Origin of the sequence: Streptococcus oralis (assembly GCF_003943395.1) — a bacterium.
Classification (GTDB): Bacteria; Bacillota; Bacilli; order Lactobacillales; family Streptococcaceae; genus Streptococcus; species Streptococcus oralis_BF.
The window spans coordinates 56,120-71,429 of record NZ_RJPJ01000002.1; the positions used below are offsets into that span (position 1 = coordinate 56,120).

Consider the following 15,310-nt stretch of genomic DNA (forward strand, 5'->3'; position numbering starts at 1 on the left):
TGTATGATTGAGTAGCATGACTTCCTAGCTTAGATGGCTCGCAGCACCGCCATTTCTCTGGACTAAGATGATTGAAAATCAATTCTCGACTTCCTTATTATATCGTTTTTTTTAGTTTGCGTCAACTGGAAATCATTCCCTACATCCCTGATTACTTTTTCAGGATATATTTTTTCTTACTGCCATTTTTCTTTTTATCCCAACTTTTATTCCAAGTTTTTGAATTGCTAAAGATAGCTATGAAAACATTTGCAAATATAAAGTAACCTATCACCAAATGTATGGAATCAGTTGTTAGGTATTGTCGATCCAAGCCGTCCTTTAAATGAAATAGTATAATTGTTTCGTTAACAATTAAAAAGGTTGGCCAGTAACTTTTTTTGAAAAAAGTAGANATTTTCATGATTTGTTACCGCTTTCTATTCGTATAAACTTAGTATACTACTAGACAAGCAAATAAGCAACTAGAATAGAAAAAGATAAGGCTGTAAAAGTTAACTTCTATTAAGAAAACGAACCAGCTTAACTGATTCGTTTCATAACTGCTAACTCCTACTTCCGATACATTTTAAACTGGAGGAAGAGGTCACTGTATTTTCCTGTCCATTTATGGTCAAATTTCTCATAAACTTCTAGGTTTTTCATGGTATCAGCGTCTGGATAGAAGGCCTTGTCTTCCTTGGTCTCCTCTGGGAGCAGTTCCTTGGCTGTGTTATTTGGTGTTGAGTAACCTACATACTCGGCATTTTTCAGAGCATTGTCGGGTTTCAACATAAAGTTGATAAAGGCGTAGGCTGCATCTTGATTTTTCACGGTTTTTGGAATGACCATGTTATCAAACCAGAGATTGCTGGCCTCAGTCGGAACGACATACTTGAGGTTAGGATTTTTCTCCAACATCTGGCTGGCTTCCCCAGAGAAGGTCACGCCGATGGCCGCGTTGTTCTGAATCATGTAACCCTTCATCTCGTCCGCCACAATGGCCTTGATATTTGGAGTCAGTTTGTAGAGCTTATCTACTGTCTCTTCCAACTGCTGTGGATCCTTTGAGTTGAGGCTATAACCAAGTGAATTAAGCCCGAGTCCCAGCACCTCACGCGCCCCATCAAAGAGCATGATGGAATCCTTGTATTCTGGTTTCCAGAGGTCATCCCAATGCTCAGGCGCCTCATCTACCATGGTTTCATTGTAGACAATTCCCAAGGTTCCCCAGAAATAAGGAATGGAGAATTTATTACCTGGGTCAAAAGACTGGTTGAGGAACTCAGGTCCGATATTTTCGATTCCTTCAATTTTTGAATAATCAAGAGGAACCAATAGGTCTTCGTCCTTCATCTTGTTGATCATGTACTCACTAGGAATGGCAATATCATAGGTCGTTCCACCCTGCTTGATCTTGGTATACATGGCTTCGTTGGAGTCAAAGGTCTCGTACTGGACTTGGATGCCTGTTTCTTCTGTGAATTGCTCCAAAAGTTCGGGATCAATGTAGTCCCCCCAGTTGTAGATAACCAATTTCTGACTGTCTCGGCTATTGATTTTACTGTCTAAATGCGTCGCAATCCCCCACAAGACAAGGATAATTGCTGCAATTCCTGCTAAAAATGAATAGAGTTTTTTCATGCTTGCTCCTCCTTCTCACGTGAGATAAAGTAATAGCCAACAACTAGGATAATACTAAAGAGAAAGACAAGGGCAGAGAGGGCATTGATTTCTAGCGAAATTCCCTTACGAGCACGAGAATAAATCTCGACTGATAGAGTCGAAAAGCCATTCCCTGTCACAAAGAAGGTTACGGCAAAGTCATCTAGCGAATAGGTGAAGGCCATGAAATAACCTGCAATGATAGACGGAGTCAGGTACGGTAGCATGATTTCCTTAAACATCTGAAACTGGCTAGCACCCAAGTCATAGGCCGCATGGATCATGTCATCATTCATTTCCTTGAGACGAGGTAAGACCATCAAGACTACGATAGGGATGGAAAAGGCCACGTGACTAGATAGAACCGTCAAAAAGCCAAGTGAAAACTTAAGCTGTGTAAAGAGAATCAAGAAGCTAGCACCAATCATAACGTCAGGCGCAACCATGAGGATATTATTGAGTGATAAAAAGGCTTCTTGGTATTTCTTACGAGACTGGTATATGTAAATAGCACCAAAAGTCCCGATAATGGTCGCAATCAAGGCAGCTAGAAAGGCTAAGAAAAAGGTTTGGGTGAGGATCAACATGAGACGGCCATCACCAAACATGGTTTTAAAATGGCTCAAGCTAAAGCCGGTAAAACTGTTCATATCATCCCCTGCGTTAAAGGCGTAGCCAATCAAGTAAAAAATCGGCAAATAAAGGATGATAAAGACAAAGGCTAGGTAGAGATTGGCAAATTTTTTCATCGTTCTCTCCTTTCCTTGGTCACCCACATGGTGATGAACATGGTTAGGATGAGGATCACACCAATGGTTGAACCCATACCGTAGTTGTCATTGGTTAGGAAATTCTGTTCAATGGCTGTCCCCAAAGTGATAACGCGGTTCCCACCTATCAAACGTGTCAGCATGAAGAGACTCAAACTAGGGATAAAGACAGACTGAACCCCACTTCGCACACCATTCATCGACAGAGGGAAGATAACATGACGGAAGGTTTCCCACTTGGTCGCACCGAGGTCGTAGCTGGCATTGATGAGATTATTATCCATATCATCCAAGACATTGAAAATCGGCAAAATCATAAAGGGAAGCTCGATGTAGCTTGCGACAAAGATGAAGGAGAAATCCGTAAAGAGCAACTGTTGCGAACCGATTCCGATAAATTCCAAGAATTGGTTAATAGAGCCATTTTGACCAAAAATCCCGATAAAGGCATAGGCCTTGAGGAGCAGGTTAATCCAGGTTGGCAAGATAATCAGCATGAGCCAGAGTTGACGGTGCTTGAGACGAGTCAAAAAGAGGGCCGTTGGATAGCTGATAAGCAGCGTCACCATGGTCACAATCCCAGCATAGAGCACAGAGTTGAAACTCATTTTGAGATAGGTCAGATTTTGTGACGCAAAGTAGGATTTATAGTTTTCTAAACTAAACTGCCCTTCAATGTTGAAAAAGGATTGACCGAAAATCAAGACCAAGGGTGCGAGAACAAAGAGGGCAATCCAAAGCATGTAGGGCACTACAAAGAGTTTAGAGGTTGTTTTCTTCATCTCTTTCCTCCTCGATCGCGTTAATCAGACCTGCTTCTTGCTCTTCAATTTCTACGTACTCCTCGATACGAGCATCGAACTCTTCTTCGGTTTCGTTGAGACGCATGATGTGGATGTCTTCTGGTTCAAAGTCCAGACCGATTTCCTCACCCACAATGGCCTTACGAGTCGAGTGAATCATCCATTCATTTCCGAGTTCGTCATAGGCGATAATCTCGTAGTGAACCCCACGGAAGAGCTGGGTATCCACCTTGACTTGGAGCTTGCCTTCTTCAGGAAGGGTAATGCGCAAGTCCTCTGGACGAATGACAACCTCAACAGGTTCATTTGGCTTCATCCCTCCATCAACCGCTTCAAAGCGTTTGCCGTTGAACTCGACCAAGTAGTCCTCAATCATGGTTCCTGGCAAGATGTTGGACTCACCGATAAAGGTAGCAACAAAGTGGTTGATTGGCTCATCGTAGATGTCCACTGGCGTTCCAGACTGAACAATCTCGCCATCATTCATAACGAAAATCCAGTCACTCATGGCAAGAGCTTCTTCCTGATCGTGAGTGACAAAGACAAAGGTAATTCCCAATCGTTGTTGCAGTTCACGCAGTTCATACTGCATGTCTGTCCGTAATTTTAAGTCCAGCGCTGACAAGGGCTCATCCAGCAAGACCACACGGGGCTGGTTGATAATGGCACGGGCAATAGCCACACGCTGGCGTTGTCCTCCAGAGAGTTTACGAATGGAACGTTTCTCATAACCTTCCAACTGAACCATCTTGAGAACTTCCGCTACACGTTGTTCGATTTCTTTCTTGTCGACTTTACGCAAGCGGAGTGGAAAGGCAACATTTTCAAACACATTCATATGTGGAAACAAGGCATAGGATTGGAAGACGGTATGGACATCTCGTTTATTAGTTGGGATGTCATTGATCCGCACCCCATCCAGCAAAATATCCCCTGTCGTCGCATCCAGTAAACCTGCAATGATATTTAGAATGGTTGATTTTCCTGAACCAGATGCACCCAAAAGAGTGTAAAATTTCCCTTCTTCCAACTCAAAGTTGATGTCTTTGAGAACCTTGGTGTTGCTGTCTTCAAAAACTTTAGAGACGTTTTTGAATTCAATAATTGGTTTTTTCAATTGTCATAAATTCCTTCTTTTTCATAAATTAACAGATCAGGGCTCTGTCAGGCCGCTACCACCTCGTGTAGGAGATTAAACTGCCTACATACATCTTCACTAACGATAGGCTTTCACCCCCTTTCCATTGACATAGCAGCAGCTATTCTGGCGAAACCTTACTCCTTCTCACCCAAGATTCGGACTTCTCTCTCAAGGGTGACACCTGAGTGTTCCTTGACTTTTTCAATAACAGATTGGATCAAGTCTTCATAGTCTTTGGCCGTTCCGTCAGCAACATTGATCATGAAACCGGCATGCTTTTCAGATACTTCCACACCACCAATACGATAGCCTTTCAAACCAGCCTCTGAAATTAACTGTCCTGCAAAATGCCCCACTGGACGCTTAAAGACCGAACCACAAGATGGGTAATCTAGAGGTTGTTTAAGTTCACGTAGGTGCGTCAAGCGATCCATTTCCTGCTTGATGACCTGGTGATTTCCTGGAGCAAGGGCAAATTTAGCCGACAAGACAATGGCCCCAGAATCCTGAATAGCTGAATGGCGGTAACCAAAAGCCAATTCCTTGGCTGACAAGGTCTCGATTTTCCCTTCCTTGGTCAGAATCTTACAAGACTGCAAAATGTGAGCAATCTCTCCTCCGTAGGCACCCGCATTCATAAAGACAGCACCTCCGATGCTCCCTGGAATGCCGCAAGCAAACTCAAAACCAGTCAAACTATGACGGAGAGCAATGCGTGTTGTCTCGATCAAATTAGCACCCGCTTCTGCCTCAATGGTATAGCCATCAACTGAAACGTTATTAAGCTTATCGCACAAGATGACAAAACCACGGATTCCACCTTCACGAACGATGATATTACTAGCATTTCCTAGCACCATCCATGGAATATTCTCTTGATTGGCAAATTGGACGACACGGGCCATCTCATAGCGATTGCGTGGCAAAACCAGATAATCCGCTCGTCCCCCTACCTTAGTGTAGGTATAGAGCTTCAAGGGTTCCTTAAAACGAATATCAATCCCTTCTAAGATTTCAAGCATTTTTTCTTTTACTGACATGTCACTCTTCCTTTTTCAAAATTCATTCCATTATACCATTTTTAGAGACATTTGACGACCTCAAAATGACTATTGATAATTCAACTCATGTTTTTCAAATTATGGATACGGTTGTCAACGTGAATAGGAGACAATAGAAAACACCCCAAGAGTTAGATGAATGATATCTAACTTTCAGGATGCTGTTTTCAAAATTTTTTATATTGAATCTATCTGCACTTGAAGCAATCAATAAGACCCTTCTAAAAGCAAATGCCGAAATGGATGCTAATCGAGTGGGGACTTTTTCCAGCTTTGGCGATAAAATTTAGGACTCACAGAGAAAAAATGCTTAAAAGCTTTTGAAAAGACTAGCTGATCCTGATAGCCGACTTCCAAGGTAATTTCTTTTATAGATAGATCAGTGTCAGTTAAGAGTGTTCTTGCCTTTAGCATGCGTGTTTCAAGGAGAAATTGCTGAGGAGATTTATGGTAAAGTTTCTTAAACTGACGAAACAAGGTACTACGACTGAGTCCGACCTGGGATGCCAAGTCTTGAATAGAGATATCTTGTTGGTAGTGTTGTAGTAAAATCTGCGCAGCTTTTTCAACAGGGAGTTGAGCGACATTCAGCGGTATTTCTGCTGGAAATTCTTCCTGCAAGTAGTAAAGAAAGGTATAAACTTGCATCTGGTACCAGCTTTCTTTTTGCCTATTTTCTGCAGTTTTGTGACAGATATCTTGAATGATTTCTCTGCTTTGAAAATGACTATCAAAATGACAAACAGAATCATAAAAAACTTGTGTGTTTTGGAGATAGTCGTTTAGTTTGTCTCCAGAAGATCCCAGCCAGTAGGTGGTCCAAGGATCTTCTGGATTTGCCCAATAGCGTACTTTTTGGCCTTTTCTTAGGATAAAACCATCATTTTTCTCCAAAGAGTAAGTCTGCCCATCAACTTGCAGATACCCTTTCCCCTCACAAATCCAGTGGATGACAAAATCCTGAAAAACAGTATAGTCATAAAACGGAAAGCTAGAATAATCATCAATCCCACATTCTTCAAGGTAAAATTCCTTAGATGTTTCTTTAAAATAGTGCCATAGTTTCATAAATGATTTCTCCTTGCAACATAAGTGCATATTTCTTCATCATGAACTCCTAGAAAAGGGACAAACTCTGGTTTATAATGAGGCAAGAAAGGAGAACAAATGAAAAAATCGTATCAATCTAGTATGGTAGGGCTCAACCTCAGTAATCAAATTGTTTCCATCACCATAACAGGTGACTTCATGATTCTTTTTATGAGTCAGATTTTAAGTTTTAGTGATTTGCAAAATAGCTGGCTTATCACAATGCTACCGATTATAGCCCTTGTCCGCATTCCCTTGTCTTATCTGATGCGGAGGAAAAATCTCCTTGACCTGATGCGGTGGAGTATACTGTCTAAGCTGTGTTTACTAGGGATATTAGTAGTGATTCCCTACGAAAGTGTGACTTTTTCTATCTATGCTCTTTTTCTGGTTCTATATCAGATAGCCGTGGAGCTGGGCTTTGGTCTGGCTTGGAATCCCTTAATATTATTATTAACAGAAGAGAAAGTCCGCGCAAAATTTCTCAGTTACTTAGGTTTGTTTCAGCTGGTCACGAGCTTTTATACCCTTCTTATTTCCTTTTTCATCGGAAAAGAACTGACTGCACTTCATTATCGATGGTTACTGGTGATTGCTCTTGCTAGTCTGTTCATGCAGTTTATCCTTTTGAAACAGTTACAAACCGACTATAGCTTGTTTCAAAATCATCAAGTAACAAGGCAGATGGACTGGCAGGTTTTGAAAAAACAGCTCTGGCACCATGTCCGTATCCTACTTTTGGATAGTTTGATTTTATATGTGACCTTAACAATGAATGTCCTCTATATGGTACAGGTATTGCACCTTTCCGCCAACCTCGTGTCTCTATATTCGAGTATGAGTTTTCTGGGGAACGTCCTAGCCTTTGCTCTTGCAGGTCCTTGTTTTGAAAAAAGACGTTCTCTGTTTTTCACAATCTTACTGTTGGTAACGGGATGCGAGATTCTTTTAATCTTCTTTCTTCCCCACGATGCTGCATCCTATACAATCTTTTGGAGCATAGGTTGGGGGTTATTAAATGGGGCTGTGGGAGCTCTATGGGGACTCTACATTTCTCTAGTCAAACACCAGGCAGCAAGTCCCAGCCCCTTTACAATTTGGAATATTTATCAGGGGATTGCCTATCTTGTTAGCGTACTTGTCTTTTATCTCTCTGGTAACTTGGTGCACCTAGCGAGTTCTAGTTCAGGGCTGGATCCGTATCGTCTGGTCTTGATTGCCTGCCTAAGCATCTGCATTCTGGTTTGTTTACGGATGCTGTATAGAAGAAAAATAGGTCTCAAGTGACGATTGTCGCTTGAGCCTATTTTATCATCGTATGATAAACTCCGATTGTAGGATAATGGTCCGTTTTTCGTCAGAGAGAGCTTGCTTGAAGCTTTCCTGACCGAGTTGGTAGGATTTGTTATCAATGGTAGGAATCCCCAGTACCTCTCCTGTCAGTTGCTTTTCTTGGCCAATCAGCAAGGGTAATTCAAGATTTTTCTCCTGATAATAGCGAACCACACCAGTTGCTACATCATCTCCGTTGCTGAAAATACAGTCTAAATCTTGCTCTAGTAGGCTATCCCCTTGCTCATAAGCATCCTCTCCCGTGGAAATGCCATCCAAAATCAGAGGTTCTGTTTTTTCACCAAAAACTTCCTTGTAGGCTTCCATAGTGAGACGGTAGGTGGAACTTTTTAGGTCTTTTCGAGTAAATAGCAGAGCAATTCTACTTTTTCCCTGGTCTTTAATCCAGTTAAAGGCTGTCTTGCAAGCATGGGTGCGGCTCACATAAACGCTACTCAGATTGGGGTCCTGCACTTCTTCACAGCAGACAATATTGCCATACTTAGCGTAGGAAGCAATGGTTTCTAAATCTACACTGCGAGAGGTGAAAATAAGACTGTCAAAGGCCCTTCCTCGCAGCTGCTCCAGATAATATTTTTCCAAGTCTATATCATAACGAGAAGGTAGAATGAGCAAGGTATAGTTATGATCCATAGCTGCATCCAAAAGCCCGTTCAGTAACTGACTGAAATAAGGGTGCAGGGTCGTGTTGGGAATAACTACACCGACCCGACGAGTCGAACCTGAACTTAACTCCTGAGCTAGAATGTTGGGGCGGTAGTCCAGTTCCTCCATGACTTGCAGGATTTTCTGGCGAGCCTCCTCGGATACATGAGGATGGTTGTTGATGACGCGTGACACGCTAGAAACTGAGTAGCCAGTCAGTTTGGCAATTTTTCGAATATTTGTCATTGTTTGCTTTCTATAGGAGGATTGACACCCTCCAAACACGTGATTAATGGATTTTTTTGAGATATTTACGGATGCCGTAGCCGACACCATGTTCATCATTGCTGCGTGTTACCTTATAAGCCAGCTCTTTGATGTCAGGAAAGGCGTTGCCCATTACGATTGGATAGCCCACCATCTCAAACATTGGGATATCGTTGTGCCCATCACCAAAGGCAGCGGTCTGGCTCTTATCTAAACCTTCTTTTTTGAGAATATAAGCAATACCTTTTGATTTTTTAGCAGTTTTGCTGGTAATTTCTAGATGATATTGACCAGATCGGAGAATGCTGACCTCGCCCAAGTCTAGGGATTGCAAGTATTTCTCCAGTGCCAATAAATCGTCATTATCTAAGGTAATCATCATTATCTTGAAGGTATTGTCCTTGGCAGCTAGAAAATCAGCCTCGTTTGTAAGCGTTGGTGCCTGGCGCGTGATGTTGAACTCTAGACGAATCCCTTCATCTATTCTATCACAATACCAGTTCGTCATATCATAATAGCTGACACTAATTTGTGGAAAATGCTGGCGCACTGCCTGTAAGATAGTTTGTGCTGTCTTTCTAGGGAGAATATCTATATGAAGGGGCTTGACCTTTCCATCCACAATCTGATAAATCAAACCACCGTTAAAACCTACTTGAGGGCCAGTCAGCTGAAGTGCTTCGATAGCCTCTCTCATTTCCATTGGAGCTCGAGCAGAAACCAAAGTCAGCGGAATCTGAGCATCGCGGATAGCCTTGCTATTCTCGCTAGAAACGCGGCCCTCAGAATTGAGAAGGGTGCCGTCCATATCCGAAAAAATACGTTTGATGGTCATAATGTTGTCCTCTTTTCTTCTTTGTCCGCTAGCGTGTGATAGGTCGGTTTAAATGCGCATTCCCAACCTTTGATACCATTGTACATTCTGGAACGCGTTCCATGTCAAGAGGAAAATAAAAAAATTTTTAAATTATTTTCAAACATAGACAGAGTTGATGTGGGCTTGCTTAATAACAGCATCTCCTAGGCTTAATTGAAGATTTTATCAAACAAGTTTTTCATTTCTTGAAAAGCTGGCTGTCCCTTGGTAAATTGGTGTTAAACAGAAAGATAGGCTTGTCTTCCAGATAATACAATTGGCTCTAAATAGCAAGAAACAGAAATAACAGAGTTAAGAGAGAACAATAAAAAGAGGTCACCCCTCTTTTTATGATTTTTTCCAAAATGTTGATTTTGTCAGCCAGATAAAGACTAGAAGTTCTACGAGAAGAATAAACTCAACTAGAAGCGGATTTGCAATCCATCCCACTTGAGATAAGGCTGGAGCCAAGTCAAACAAGGCATGCAAACCATAGGCAGCAAGGAGGTAGATCCATTTCTTTTGACGGACACTTTGATAGACCCAGATAGAGAGACCGATTTGGAGAACTAGGGCAAGCACTCGCTCAACTCCTAATAAATAAACCTGCCATACAGAAAGAGACTGAACCGTTTCGAGGGTAGCCTTTGGAAGGAGATTTGCTACATCAGTATTTGAAGACTGGATGAGTAAAAAGAGGATCAACAAACTGATTAAGCTTCCCATCCCAAGATAGAGCAACTCCAAACCTCCATGTCCCAAGCCGTAAGCCAAAGCGTCTTTATCTTCTAGACATCTCTTTTTCTCCAACCATTTAAAAAAGACAAGGCGGGCAGTTTCCTCAAAAAGGGCAGCCATGGCAATCGCATAAAGAACATATAGGAAAGGCTGCTCCTGCATGAGCGGAATGGTTCCGTCTTTTTGCGGATGGAGTATCAGAAGGTGAACCATCTTCTCTAACACTTGAGAAGAAACAAAAAATGCGATTGCCCCCAAGCCCATCACTGCAAGAGAGATCTGAAACCGTTTTTTGGCGTACCAAGTTCCACCTACTAGGACTAAAACCAAAGCAATCATCGTAAGGATAATATGTAGTGTCATCTTTTTCTCCTATTCTGACTTATCAATGTCTTTCTTCATCTCGTCAACGTTAAATTTGGCAAATAAATACTGGCGATCTTGGACTGGAAAACGTTGGTCCAACTGATCGACTGCTCCAACCTCGATCATTCCTTCTTTGATAATAAAGTCCATCACATGCCCACCAAAGGTCAAATCGTCTGAGATAAAATGCAAATGGTAGCCTGCAACACTCACTCCATGGAAAATCTCTGGCGTCCAAAATCCAACAATGGTTCCTGATACATTTTCACGGCTATACTCAGGCTGGTGAGTCGCGACATCAGCAAACTTGGTATCTGTTGTTGACTTGGGAATCATCCGTACATGCATGTGAGCGAATTCCCCATGAATCTTGATGGAACGAAAAAGATTCTCCCCATCATAGTAGGACTCAATTCGCTTTTCCAATTCCTTGTCCGTCATCTCAAAGCGCTGGCGGAAAATCACTTCTGCCTGATGAGGAACCACTGCTGCATAGGGAATAAGAGCATCAGGTGCGACTTCTACAATTTCAGGTTGCTCCCCTGAACCTTTGGCTTGATAAGCCTTGCCATCAAGGACAATCAACTCCCCATCAATCGAATCAAGGGTTCCCAATCCAAGGTCGCCATGCTCCAGCAATTCTCCTACTGTCATGGTTCCACCATAGAGACCTGCCATTAGGGCACCTAGAGTATTGTATTGAAATAATTTAACCGGTTCCTGCACTTTTCTATCCATTCTCTTTCTTATCTTCTTTTCAATGAATCATTATACTTTCTAAGTATACCACATTTGCTCCTAGTTGTGAAAGGGAGAAATGCTTTTCCCATTGCAAAGGAGGCAAAAAAAAGGTACAATGTAACAAAATCAAGGGAGGTCTGGAATGAAGAAAGAAAGTAAATACCAAGCAGTCGTTTCCTTTCTCAAAAAAGGAATCGAATCAGGAAAATTCCCAACAGGTAGCCGGCTTCCCTCCATCCGTCAACTGAGCCAAGACTTCCACTGTAGCAAAGACACTATCCAACGAGCCCTACTGGAATTACGCCATGAACAATACCTCTATGCCAAACCCCAAAGTGGCTACTATGTTCTGGAGCAAGGACAGCACCAAGACTTAGAAATCGAAGTCACTGATGAACATGCCAGTGCTTATGACGACTTCAGACTCTGCGTCAATGAAACCCTGAAAGGTCGAGAAAACTACCTCTTCAACTACTATGACAACCAAGAAGGCCTTGAGGAACTCAGACAATCTGTCCATCAACTCCTCTTTGACCAAGCCCTCTACTGTAAACCCGACCAACTGGTTCTAACATCTGGCACCCAACAAGCTCTCTTTATCCTTTCTCAGATTAACTTTCCGAGCAAGGGAGCTGAGATTTTGGTCGAACAGCCGACCTACCACCGGATGAATCGCCTCTTGGTCGCTCAAGGATTAGCCTACCAGACCATTGAACGCCGAATTGATGGTATCAACCTTGAAGAACTGGAAGAACAGTTCAAATCTGGGAAAATCAAGTTTTTCTATACCATTCCTCGCTTCCACTATCCCCTAGGTCATTCCTATTCTGATCAGGAAAAAAGAGCCATATTGGATTTAGCAAATCAGTATGGTGTATACATCGTCGAGGATGACTATCTAGGTGACCTAGATCCTAGAAAGGGCCAAACCTTCCACTATCTGGATACTGAAGATCGTGTCATTTATATCAAATCCTTCTCAACAAGTCTCTTTCCAGCCCTTCGTATTACCGCTCTCATTCTCCCAAATGCCCTAAAAGAGGCCTTTGTTTCCTATAAAAATATCCTGGACTATGACAGCAATCTCATCATGCAAAAAGCTCTTTCTCTTTACATCGATAGCCAGTTATTTGAAAAAAATCGATTGGCCAGACTGACCCTTCAAGAGAACTATCAGGCTCGGATAAAGAAAGTGCTTGAAGAAAACACCTGTCCCTTGCCCCACTATCCTCTACATGATGGCCTTCTGCTTGATTTGAGACACTATCCTAATATTGCCAGTTTGAAACACAGCTCACTCAAACTAGACTTTTTTGAGAAGGCTTATTTGGATGCCTGCCCTTATCAGTTTGTCAAAGTCACTCTTGAAAATCTAGAAGAGCTATTAGAATACATAAAAGCAGAATTGGATTAAAGTCCAACTCTGCTTTCTTTTTATTGTTCAACTTCTGTTAGTTTCGCTGCCTTTTCAAGATAAGTTTGATAGGTTCCGTCATTTTTCAGTTTTTGGATAACCTTATCTACTACTGCTTTCAAGTCTGATTGATCCTTCTTGATAGCAACAGCATTGGCTTCGCCATCTTTCATTGTCAAGTTAACAGATGCAACGACAAGGTCTGAGTTTTTACCTGCATAGCTAAGAGCAACTGGTTCATCCATATGAACAGCATCCACTTTTCCAGCCTGCAATTCATTAACTGCTTCCCCCATATTGGTCAAGGATGTCAACTGGGCATTTGGCAATTGTTCCTTGACCATAGTTTCTGGAACGGTTCCCTTTTGAGCTGCGATATTCGCACTTGCAAGGCTTGAGAGATCCTTGTACTTGTCTAAATCGGCTTTTCTAACCAAGAAACTCATCTTGTTTTCATAGTAAGGAATTGAAAAGTCAAAGATTTCCTTTCTCTCATCTGTAGCACCAATTCCTGCAATGGCTAAGTCAGCCTTTCCAGTTTGAAGGCTGGTCAAAACATTGTCAAAACTCATGCTAGAGATTTCAAGTTTAACCCCAAGCTCATCCGCAATTGCTTGAGCCATATCAATATCTGCCCCAACCACTTGGTTTTTACCATCTACCAAGGCTTGGAATTCAAACGGTGCATAGTCTGGGCTGGTCGCAACGACTAGCTTTCCTTTTTGTTTGATAGCCTCCACAGCAGACTGGGAACTATCCGTACTTGACTGACAGGCTACTAAAACCATGCTGGCAAGTATACTACACACAACTAATATCCATTTCTTGATTTTCATAAATAAACGACCTTTCTGTTGTTTCTGAATAATTATAACTTATTTGAAAATACTTGTCAACATTTTCAGAATTTTTATTTCAAAAAATTCCTTTTTTATTCAAAAATAAAGACTAATCTGAGTTGATTAGCCTTTTTAGTGCATATTTAATCCATTTCTTAGAGTTCGACAATCTTACCTGTTTCAAAGTAAACAACCCATTCACAGATATTTTTTGCGTAGTCTCCGATACGCTCCAAGAAGGAAATGACCTGGAAGTAATCACGACCTGTAACGATAGCTTCAGGGTTTTTCTTGATTTCTTCTGTAGCCAAATCTCGGATGCTATCAAAGTAATGGTTGATTTTTTCATCCATAGCCGCAACTTCATAGGCTTGATCCACAGAACCGTTCAGATAGAGATCTAGAGCTGCTTCGACAAAGTTTTTCACGTCGCGTCCCATCTTTTTGATTTCATCTTCAACAGAAGGGATACGTTGCTCCCCCTTCATACGAATGGTCGCCTCAGCTATAGACACTGCATGATCTCCCATGCGTTCCACGTCAGAAACTGCCTTGAGAACGGTCAAGACGGTACGAAGATCTTGCGAAACAGGTTGTTGAAGGGCAATCATTTCAAATGATTTCTTTTCCAACTTCACTTCATATTCATTTACTTCTGCATCGTCTTCGATGACTTCTTTTGCCAAATCACGGTCATGCGTAACAAAGGCACGCACTGTACGATTGATCTGCGAGAGCACTTCTTGTCCCATAGCATAGAACTGGTTGTGCAATTTCTCCAAATCTTCTTCAAATTGTGATCGTAACATCTTTCAACTCCTTATCCAAATTTTCCTGTAATATAATCTTCTGTTTCCTTGTTTTGAGGGGAAAGGAACATCTTCTTCGTATCATTAAACTCAATCAAATCTCCATCTAGGAAAAAGCCAGTCTTATCAGAGATACGAGAAGCCTGCTGCATGGAACGCGTTACCAAGAGCATGGTGTATTTGTCTTTTAGACCATACAAGGTTTCCTCAATCTTACCAGCCGAGATAGGATCCAAAGCTGAAGTTGGTTCGTCCAAGAGGATGATTTTAGGGCTGGTTGCCAAAACACGGGCAACACAGACACGTTGCTGTTGACCTCCTGAGAGACCAATGGCCGAATCATGCAAACGATCCTTTACTTCATCCCAGATAGAAGCACGTTGCAAGGCCTTTTCTACTGCTTCATCAAGAACTTGCTTGTCCTTAACCCCATTGATACGCAGCCCATAGACAACATTTTCGTAGATAGACATAGGGAAGGGATTGGGCTGTTGAAAGACCATACCGATTTCCTTACGCAATTCAACCGTATCGGTGCGGGGACTGTAGATATTGTGACCATTATAGACCACTGATCCAGTTGTTGTCACCTCAGGATTTAGATCACCCATGCGGTTGATGGCTTTGAGCAGGGTGGACTTTCCTGATCCAGAAGGACCAATCAAGGCCGTTATTTCCTTAGGTTGGAAAGAAAGGGAAACACTATTCAAGGCCTTCTTTTTATTGTAATAAACAGACAGGTCTGACACCTGTAAAATCGCTTCTGACATACCG

General features: G+C 42.0%; 16 protein-coding genes. 2 read left to right on the forward strand and 14 right to left on the reverse strand.

Annotation, left to right across the window (positions count from 1 at the left end; translation table 11 throughout):
* Positions 1-151: 151 nt before the first annotated feature.
* The 7 genes from D8802_RS01605 to D8802_RS01635 all read right to left on the reverse strand — a co-directional run bounded on the left by D8802_RS01605 (position 152) and on the right by D8802_RS01635 (position 6,487).
* Positions 152-403, reverse strand: coding sequence for a hypothetical protein (locus D8802_RS01605; RefSeq protein ID WP_125394544.1), 252 nt, complete (start codon positions 401-403; stop codon positions 152-154).
* Positions 404-552: 149 nt separating this feature from the next.
* Positions 553-1,623, reverse strand: a complete 1,071-nt coding sequence (locus D8802_RS01610) for an ABC transporter substrate-binding protein (protein WP_125394545.1) — start codon at positions 1,621-1,623, stop codon at positions 553-555.
* Complete coding sequence (locus D8802_RS01615) at positions 1,620-2,393, reverse strand: ABC transporter permease (protein WP_007518333.1); 774 nt, start codon at positions 2,391-2,393, stop codon at positions 1,620-1,622. The genes D8802_RS01610 and D8802_RS01615 overlap by 4 nt, the downstream gene beginning before the upstream one ends.
* Positions 2,390-3,196 (reverse strand): ABC transporter permease, encoded by an 807-nt coding sequence (locus D8802_RS01620; RefSeq protein WP_000754120.1) that lies wholly within the window; start codon positions 3,194-3,196, stop codon positions 2,390-2,392. Before D8802_RS01620 ends, D8802_RS01615 begins: the two co-directional genes overlap by 4 nt.
* Entirely contained in the window at positions 3,177-4,334 is a 1,158-nt protein-coding gene (locus D8802_RS01625) for an ABC transporter ATP-binding protein (RefSeq protein ID WP_000742905.1), read from the reverse strand. Before D8802_RS01625 ends, D8802_RS01620 begins: the two co-directional genes overlap by 20 nt.
* Before the next feature lie 158 nt (positions 4,335-4,492).
* Positions 4,493-5,398, reverse strand: a complete 906-nt coding sequence (gene murB / locus D8802_RS01630) for a UDP-N-acetylmuramate dehydrogenase (RefSeq protein ID WP_125394546.1) — start codon at positions 5,396-5,398, stop codon at positions 4,493-4,495.
* Between the two features lie 267 nt (positions 5,399-5,665).
* Positions 5,666-6,487, reverse strand: a complete 822-nt coding sequence (locus D8802_RS01635; protein ID WP_125394547.1) for an AraC family transcriptional regulator — start codon at positions 6,485-6,487, stop codon at positions 5,666-5,668.
* A 99-nt stretch (positions 6,488-6,586) separates the two neighbouring features.
* On the opposite strand from D8802_RS01635, the gene D8802_RS01640 reads away from it, so the two are divergent.
* On the forward strand, positions 6,587-7,795 hold the full coding sequence (locus tag D8802_RS01640) for an MFS transporter (protein WP_125394548.1): 1,209 nt from the start codon (positions 6,587-6,589) through the stop codon (positions 7,793-7,795).
* Positions 7,796-7,819: 24 nt separating this feature from the next.
* On the opposite strand, the gene D8802_RS01645 is transcribed toward D8802_RS01640, so the two are convergent.
* The 4 genes from D8802_RS01645 to budA all read right to left on the reverse strand — a co-directional run bounded on the left by D8802_RS01645 (position 7,820) and on the right by budA (position 11,471).
* Complete coding sequence (locus D8802_RS01645; RefSeq protein ID WP_125394549.1) at positions 7,820-8,752, reverse strand: LacI family DNA-binding transcriptional regulator; 933 nt, start codon at positions 8,750-8,752, stop codon at positions 7,820-7,822.
* Positions 8,753-8,795: 43 nt separating this feature from the next.
* Positions 8,796-9,608 (reverse strand): Cof-type HAD-IIB family hydrolase, encoded by an 813-nt coding sequence (locus D8802_RS01650; protein ID WP_125394550.1) that lies wholly within the window; start codon positions 9,606-9,608, stop codon positions 8,796-8,798.
* Between the two features lie 369 nt (positions 9,609-9,977).
* Positions 9,978-10,730 carry a YhfC family intramembrane metalloprotease gene (locus tag D8802_RS01655; RefSeq protein WP_125394551.1) on the reverse strand — a complete coding sequence of 251 codons (753 nt, stop codon included), beginning with the start codon at positions 10,728-10,730 and terminating at the stop codon, positions 9,978-9,980.
* A 9-nt stretch (positions 10,731-10,739) separates the two neighbouring features.
* Positions 10,740-11,471, reverse strand: coding sequence for an acetolactate decarboxylase (gene budA / locus D8802_RS01660; RefSeq protein ID WP_125394552.1), 732 nt, complete (start codon positions 11,469-11,471; stop codon positions 10,740-10,742).
* A gap of 145 nt (positions 11,472-11,616) precedes the next feature.
* On the opposite strand from budA, the gene D8802_RS01665 reads away from it, so the two are divergent.
* A complete protein-coding gene (locus tag D8802_RS01665; protein WP_125394553.1) occupies positions 11,617-12,888 on the forward strand; it encodes an aminotransferase-like domain-containing protein in 1,272 nt (423 codons plus the stop codon).
* Positions 12,889-12,908: 20 nt separating this feature from the next.
* Here the strand turns inward: D8802_RS01665 and D8802_RS01670 are convergent, their stop codons facing one another.
* The 3 genes from D8802_RS01670 to pstB form a co-directional block, all read right to left on the reverse strand.
* Complete coding sequence (locus tag D8802_RS01670) at positions 12,909-13,724, reverse strand: ABC transporter substrate-binding protein (RefSeq protein WP_125394554.1); 816 nt, start codon at positions 13,722-13,724, stop codon at positions 12,909-12,911.
* A 158-nt stretch (positions 13,725-13,882) separates the two neighbouring features.
* Positions 13,883-14,536, reverse strand: coding sequence for a phosphate signaling complex protein PhoU (gene phoU / locus D8802_RS01675; protein ID WP_125394555.1), 654 nt, complete (start codon positions 14,534-14,536; stop codon positions 13,883-13,885).
* A gap of 11 nt (positions 14,537-14,547) precedes the next feature.
* Positions 14,548-15,306 (reverse strand): phosphate ABC transporter ATP-binding protein PstB, encoded by a 759-nt coding sequence (gene pstB, locus D8802_RS01680; protein WP_125394556.1) that lies wholly within the window; start codon positions 15,304-15,306, stop codon positions 14,548-14,550.
* Positions 15,307-15,310 lie beyond the last annotated feature (4 nt).

Excerpts from the sequence above, each read along its gene's own strand:
- D8802_RS01665 (WP_125394553.1), top strand. The coding sequence starts at position 11,617 with ATGAAGAAAGAAAGTAAATACCAAGCAGTCGTTTCCTTTCTCAAAAAA.
- phoU (WP_125394555.1), bottom strand. The coding sequence starts at position 14,536 with ATGTTACGATCACAATTTGAAGAAGATTTGGAGAAATTGCACAACCAG.
- budA (WP_125394552.1), bottom strand. The coding sequence starts at position 11,471 with ATGGATAGAAAAGTGCAGGAACCGGTTAAATTATTTCAATACAATACT.
- D8802_RS01635 (WP_125394547.1), bottom strand. The coding sequence starts at position 6,487 with ATGAAACTATGGCACTATTTTAAAGAAACATCTAAGGAATTTTACCTT.
- D8802_RS01650 (WP_125394550.1), bottom strand. The coding sequence starts at position 9,608 with ATGACCATCAAACGTATTTTTTCGGATATGGACGGCACCCTTCTCAAT.
- D8802_RS01645 (WP_125394549.1), bottom strand. The coding sequence starts at position 8,752 with ATGACAAATATTCGAAAAATTGCCAAACTGACTGGCTACTCAGTTTCT.
- D8802_RS01640 (WP_125394548.1), top strand. The coding sequence starts at position 6,587 with ATGAAAAAATCGTATCAATCTAGTATGGTAGGGCTCAACCTCAGTAAT.
- murB (WP_125394546.1), bottom strand. The coding sequence starts at position 5,398 with ATGTCAGTAAAAGAAAAAATGCTTGAAATCTTAGAAGGGATTGATATT.
- D8802_RS01615 (WP_007518333.1), bottom strand. The coding sequence starts at position 2,393 with ATGAAAAAATTTGCCAATCTCTACCTAGCCTTTGTCTTTATCATCCTT.
- D8802_RS01620 (WP_000754120.1), bottom strand. The coding sequence starts at position 3,196 with ATGAAGAAAACAACCTCTAAACTCTTTGTAGTGCCCTACATGCTTTGG.
- pstB (WP_125394556.1), bottom strand. The coding sequence starts at position 15,306 with ATGTCAGAAGCGATTTTACAGGTGTCAGACCTGTCTGTTTATTACAAT.
- D8802_RS01610 (WP_125394545.1), bottom strand. The coding sequence starts at position 1,623 with ATGAAAAAACTCTATTCATTTTTAGCAGGAATTGCAGCAATTATCCTT.
- D8802_RS01655 (WP_125394551.1), bottom strand. The coding sequence starts at position 10,730 with ATGACACTACATATTATCCTTACGATGATTGCTTTGGTTTTAGTCCTA.
- D8802_RS01670 (WP_125394554.1), bottom strand. The coding sequence starts at position 13,724 with ATGAAAATCAAGAAATGGATATTAGTTGTGTGTAGTATACTTGCCAGC.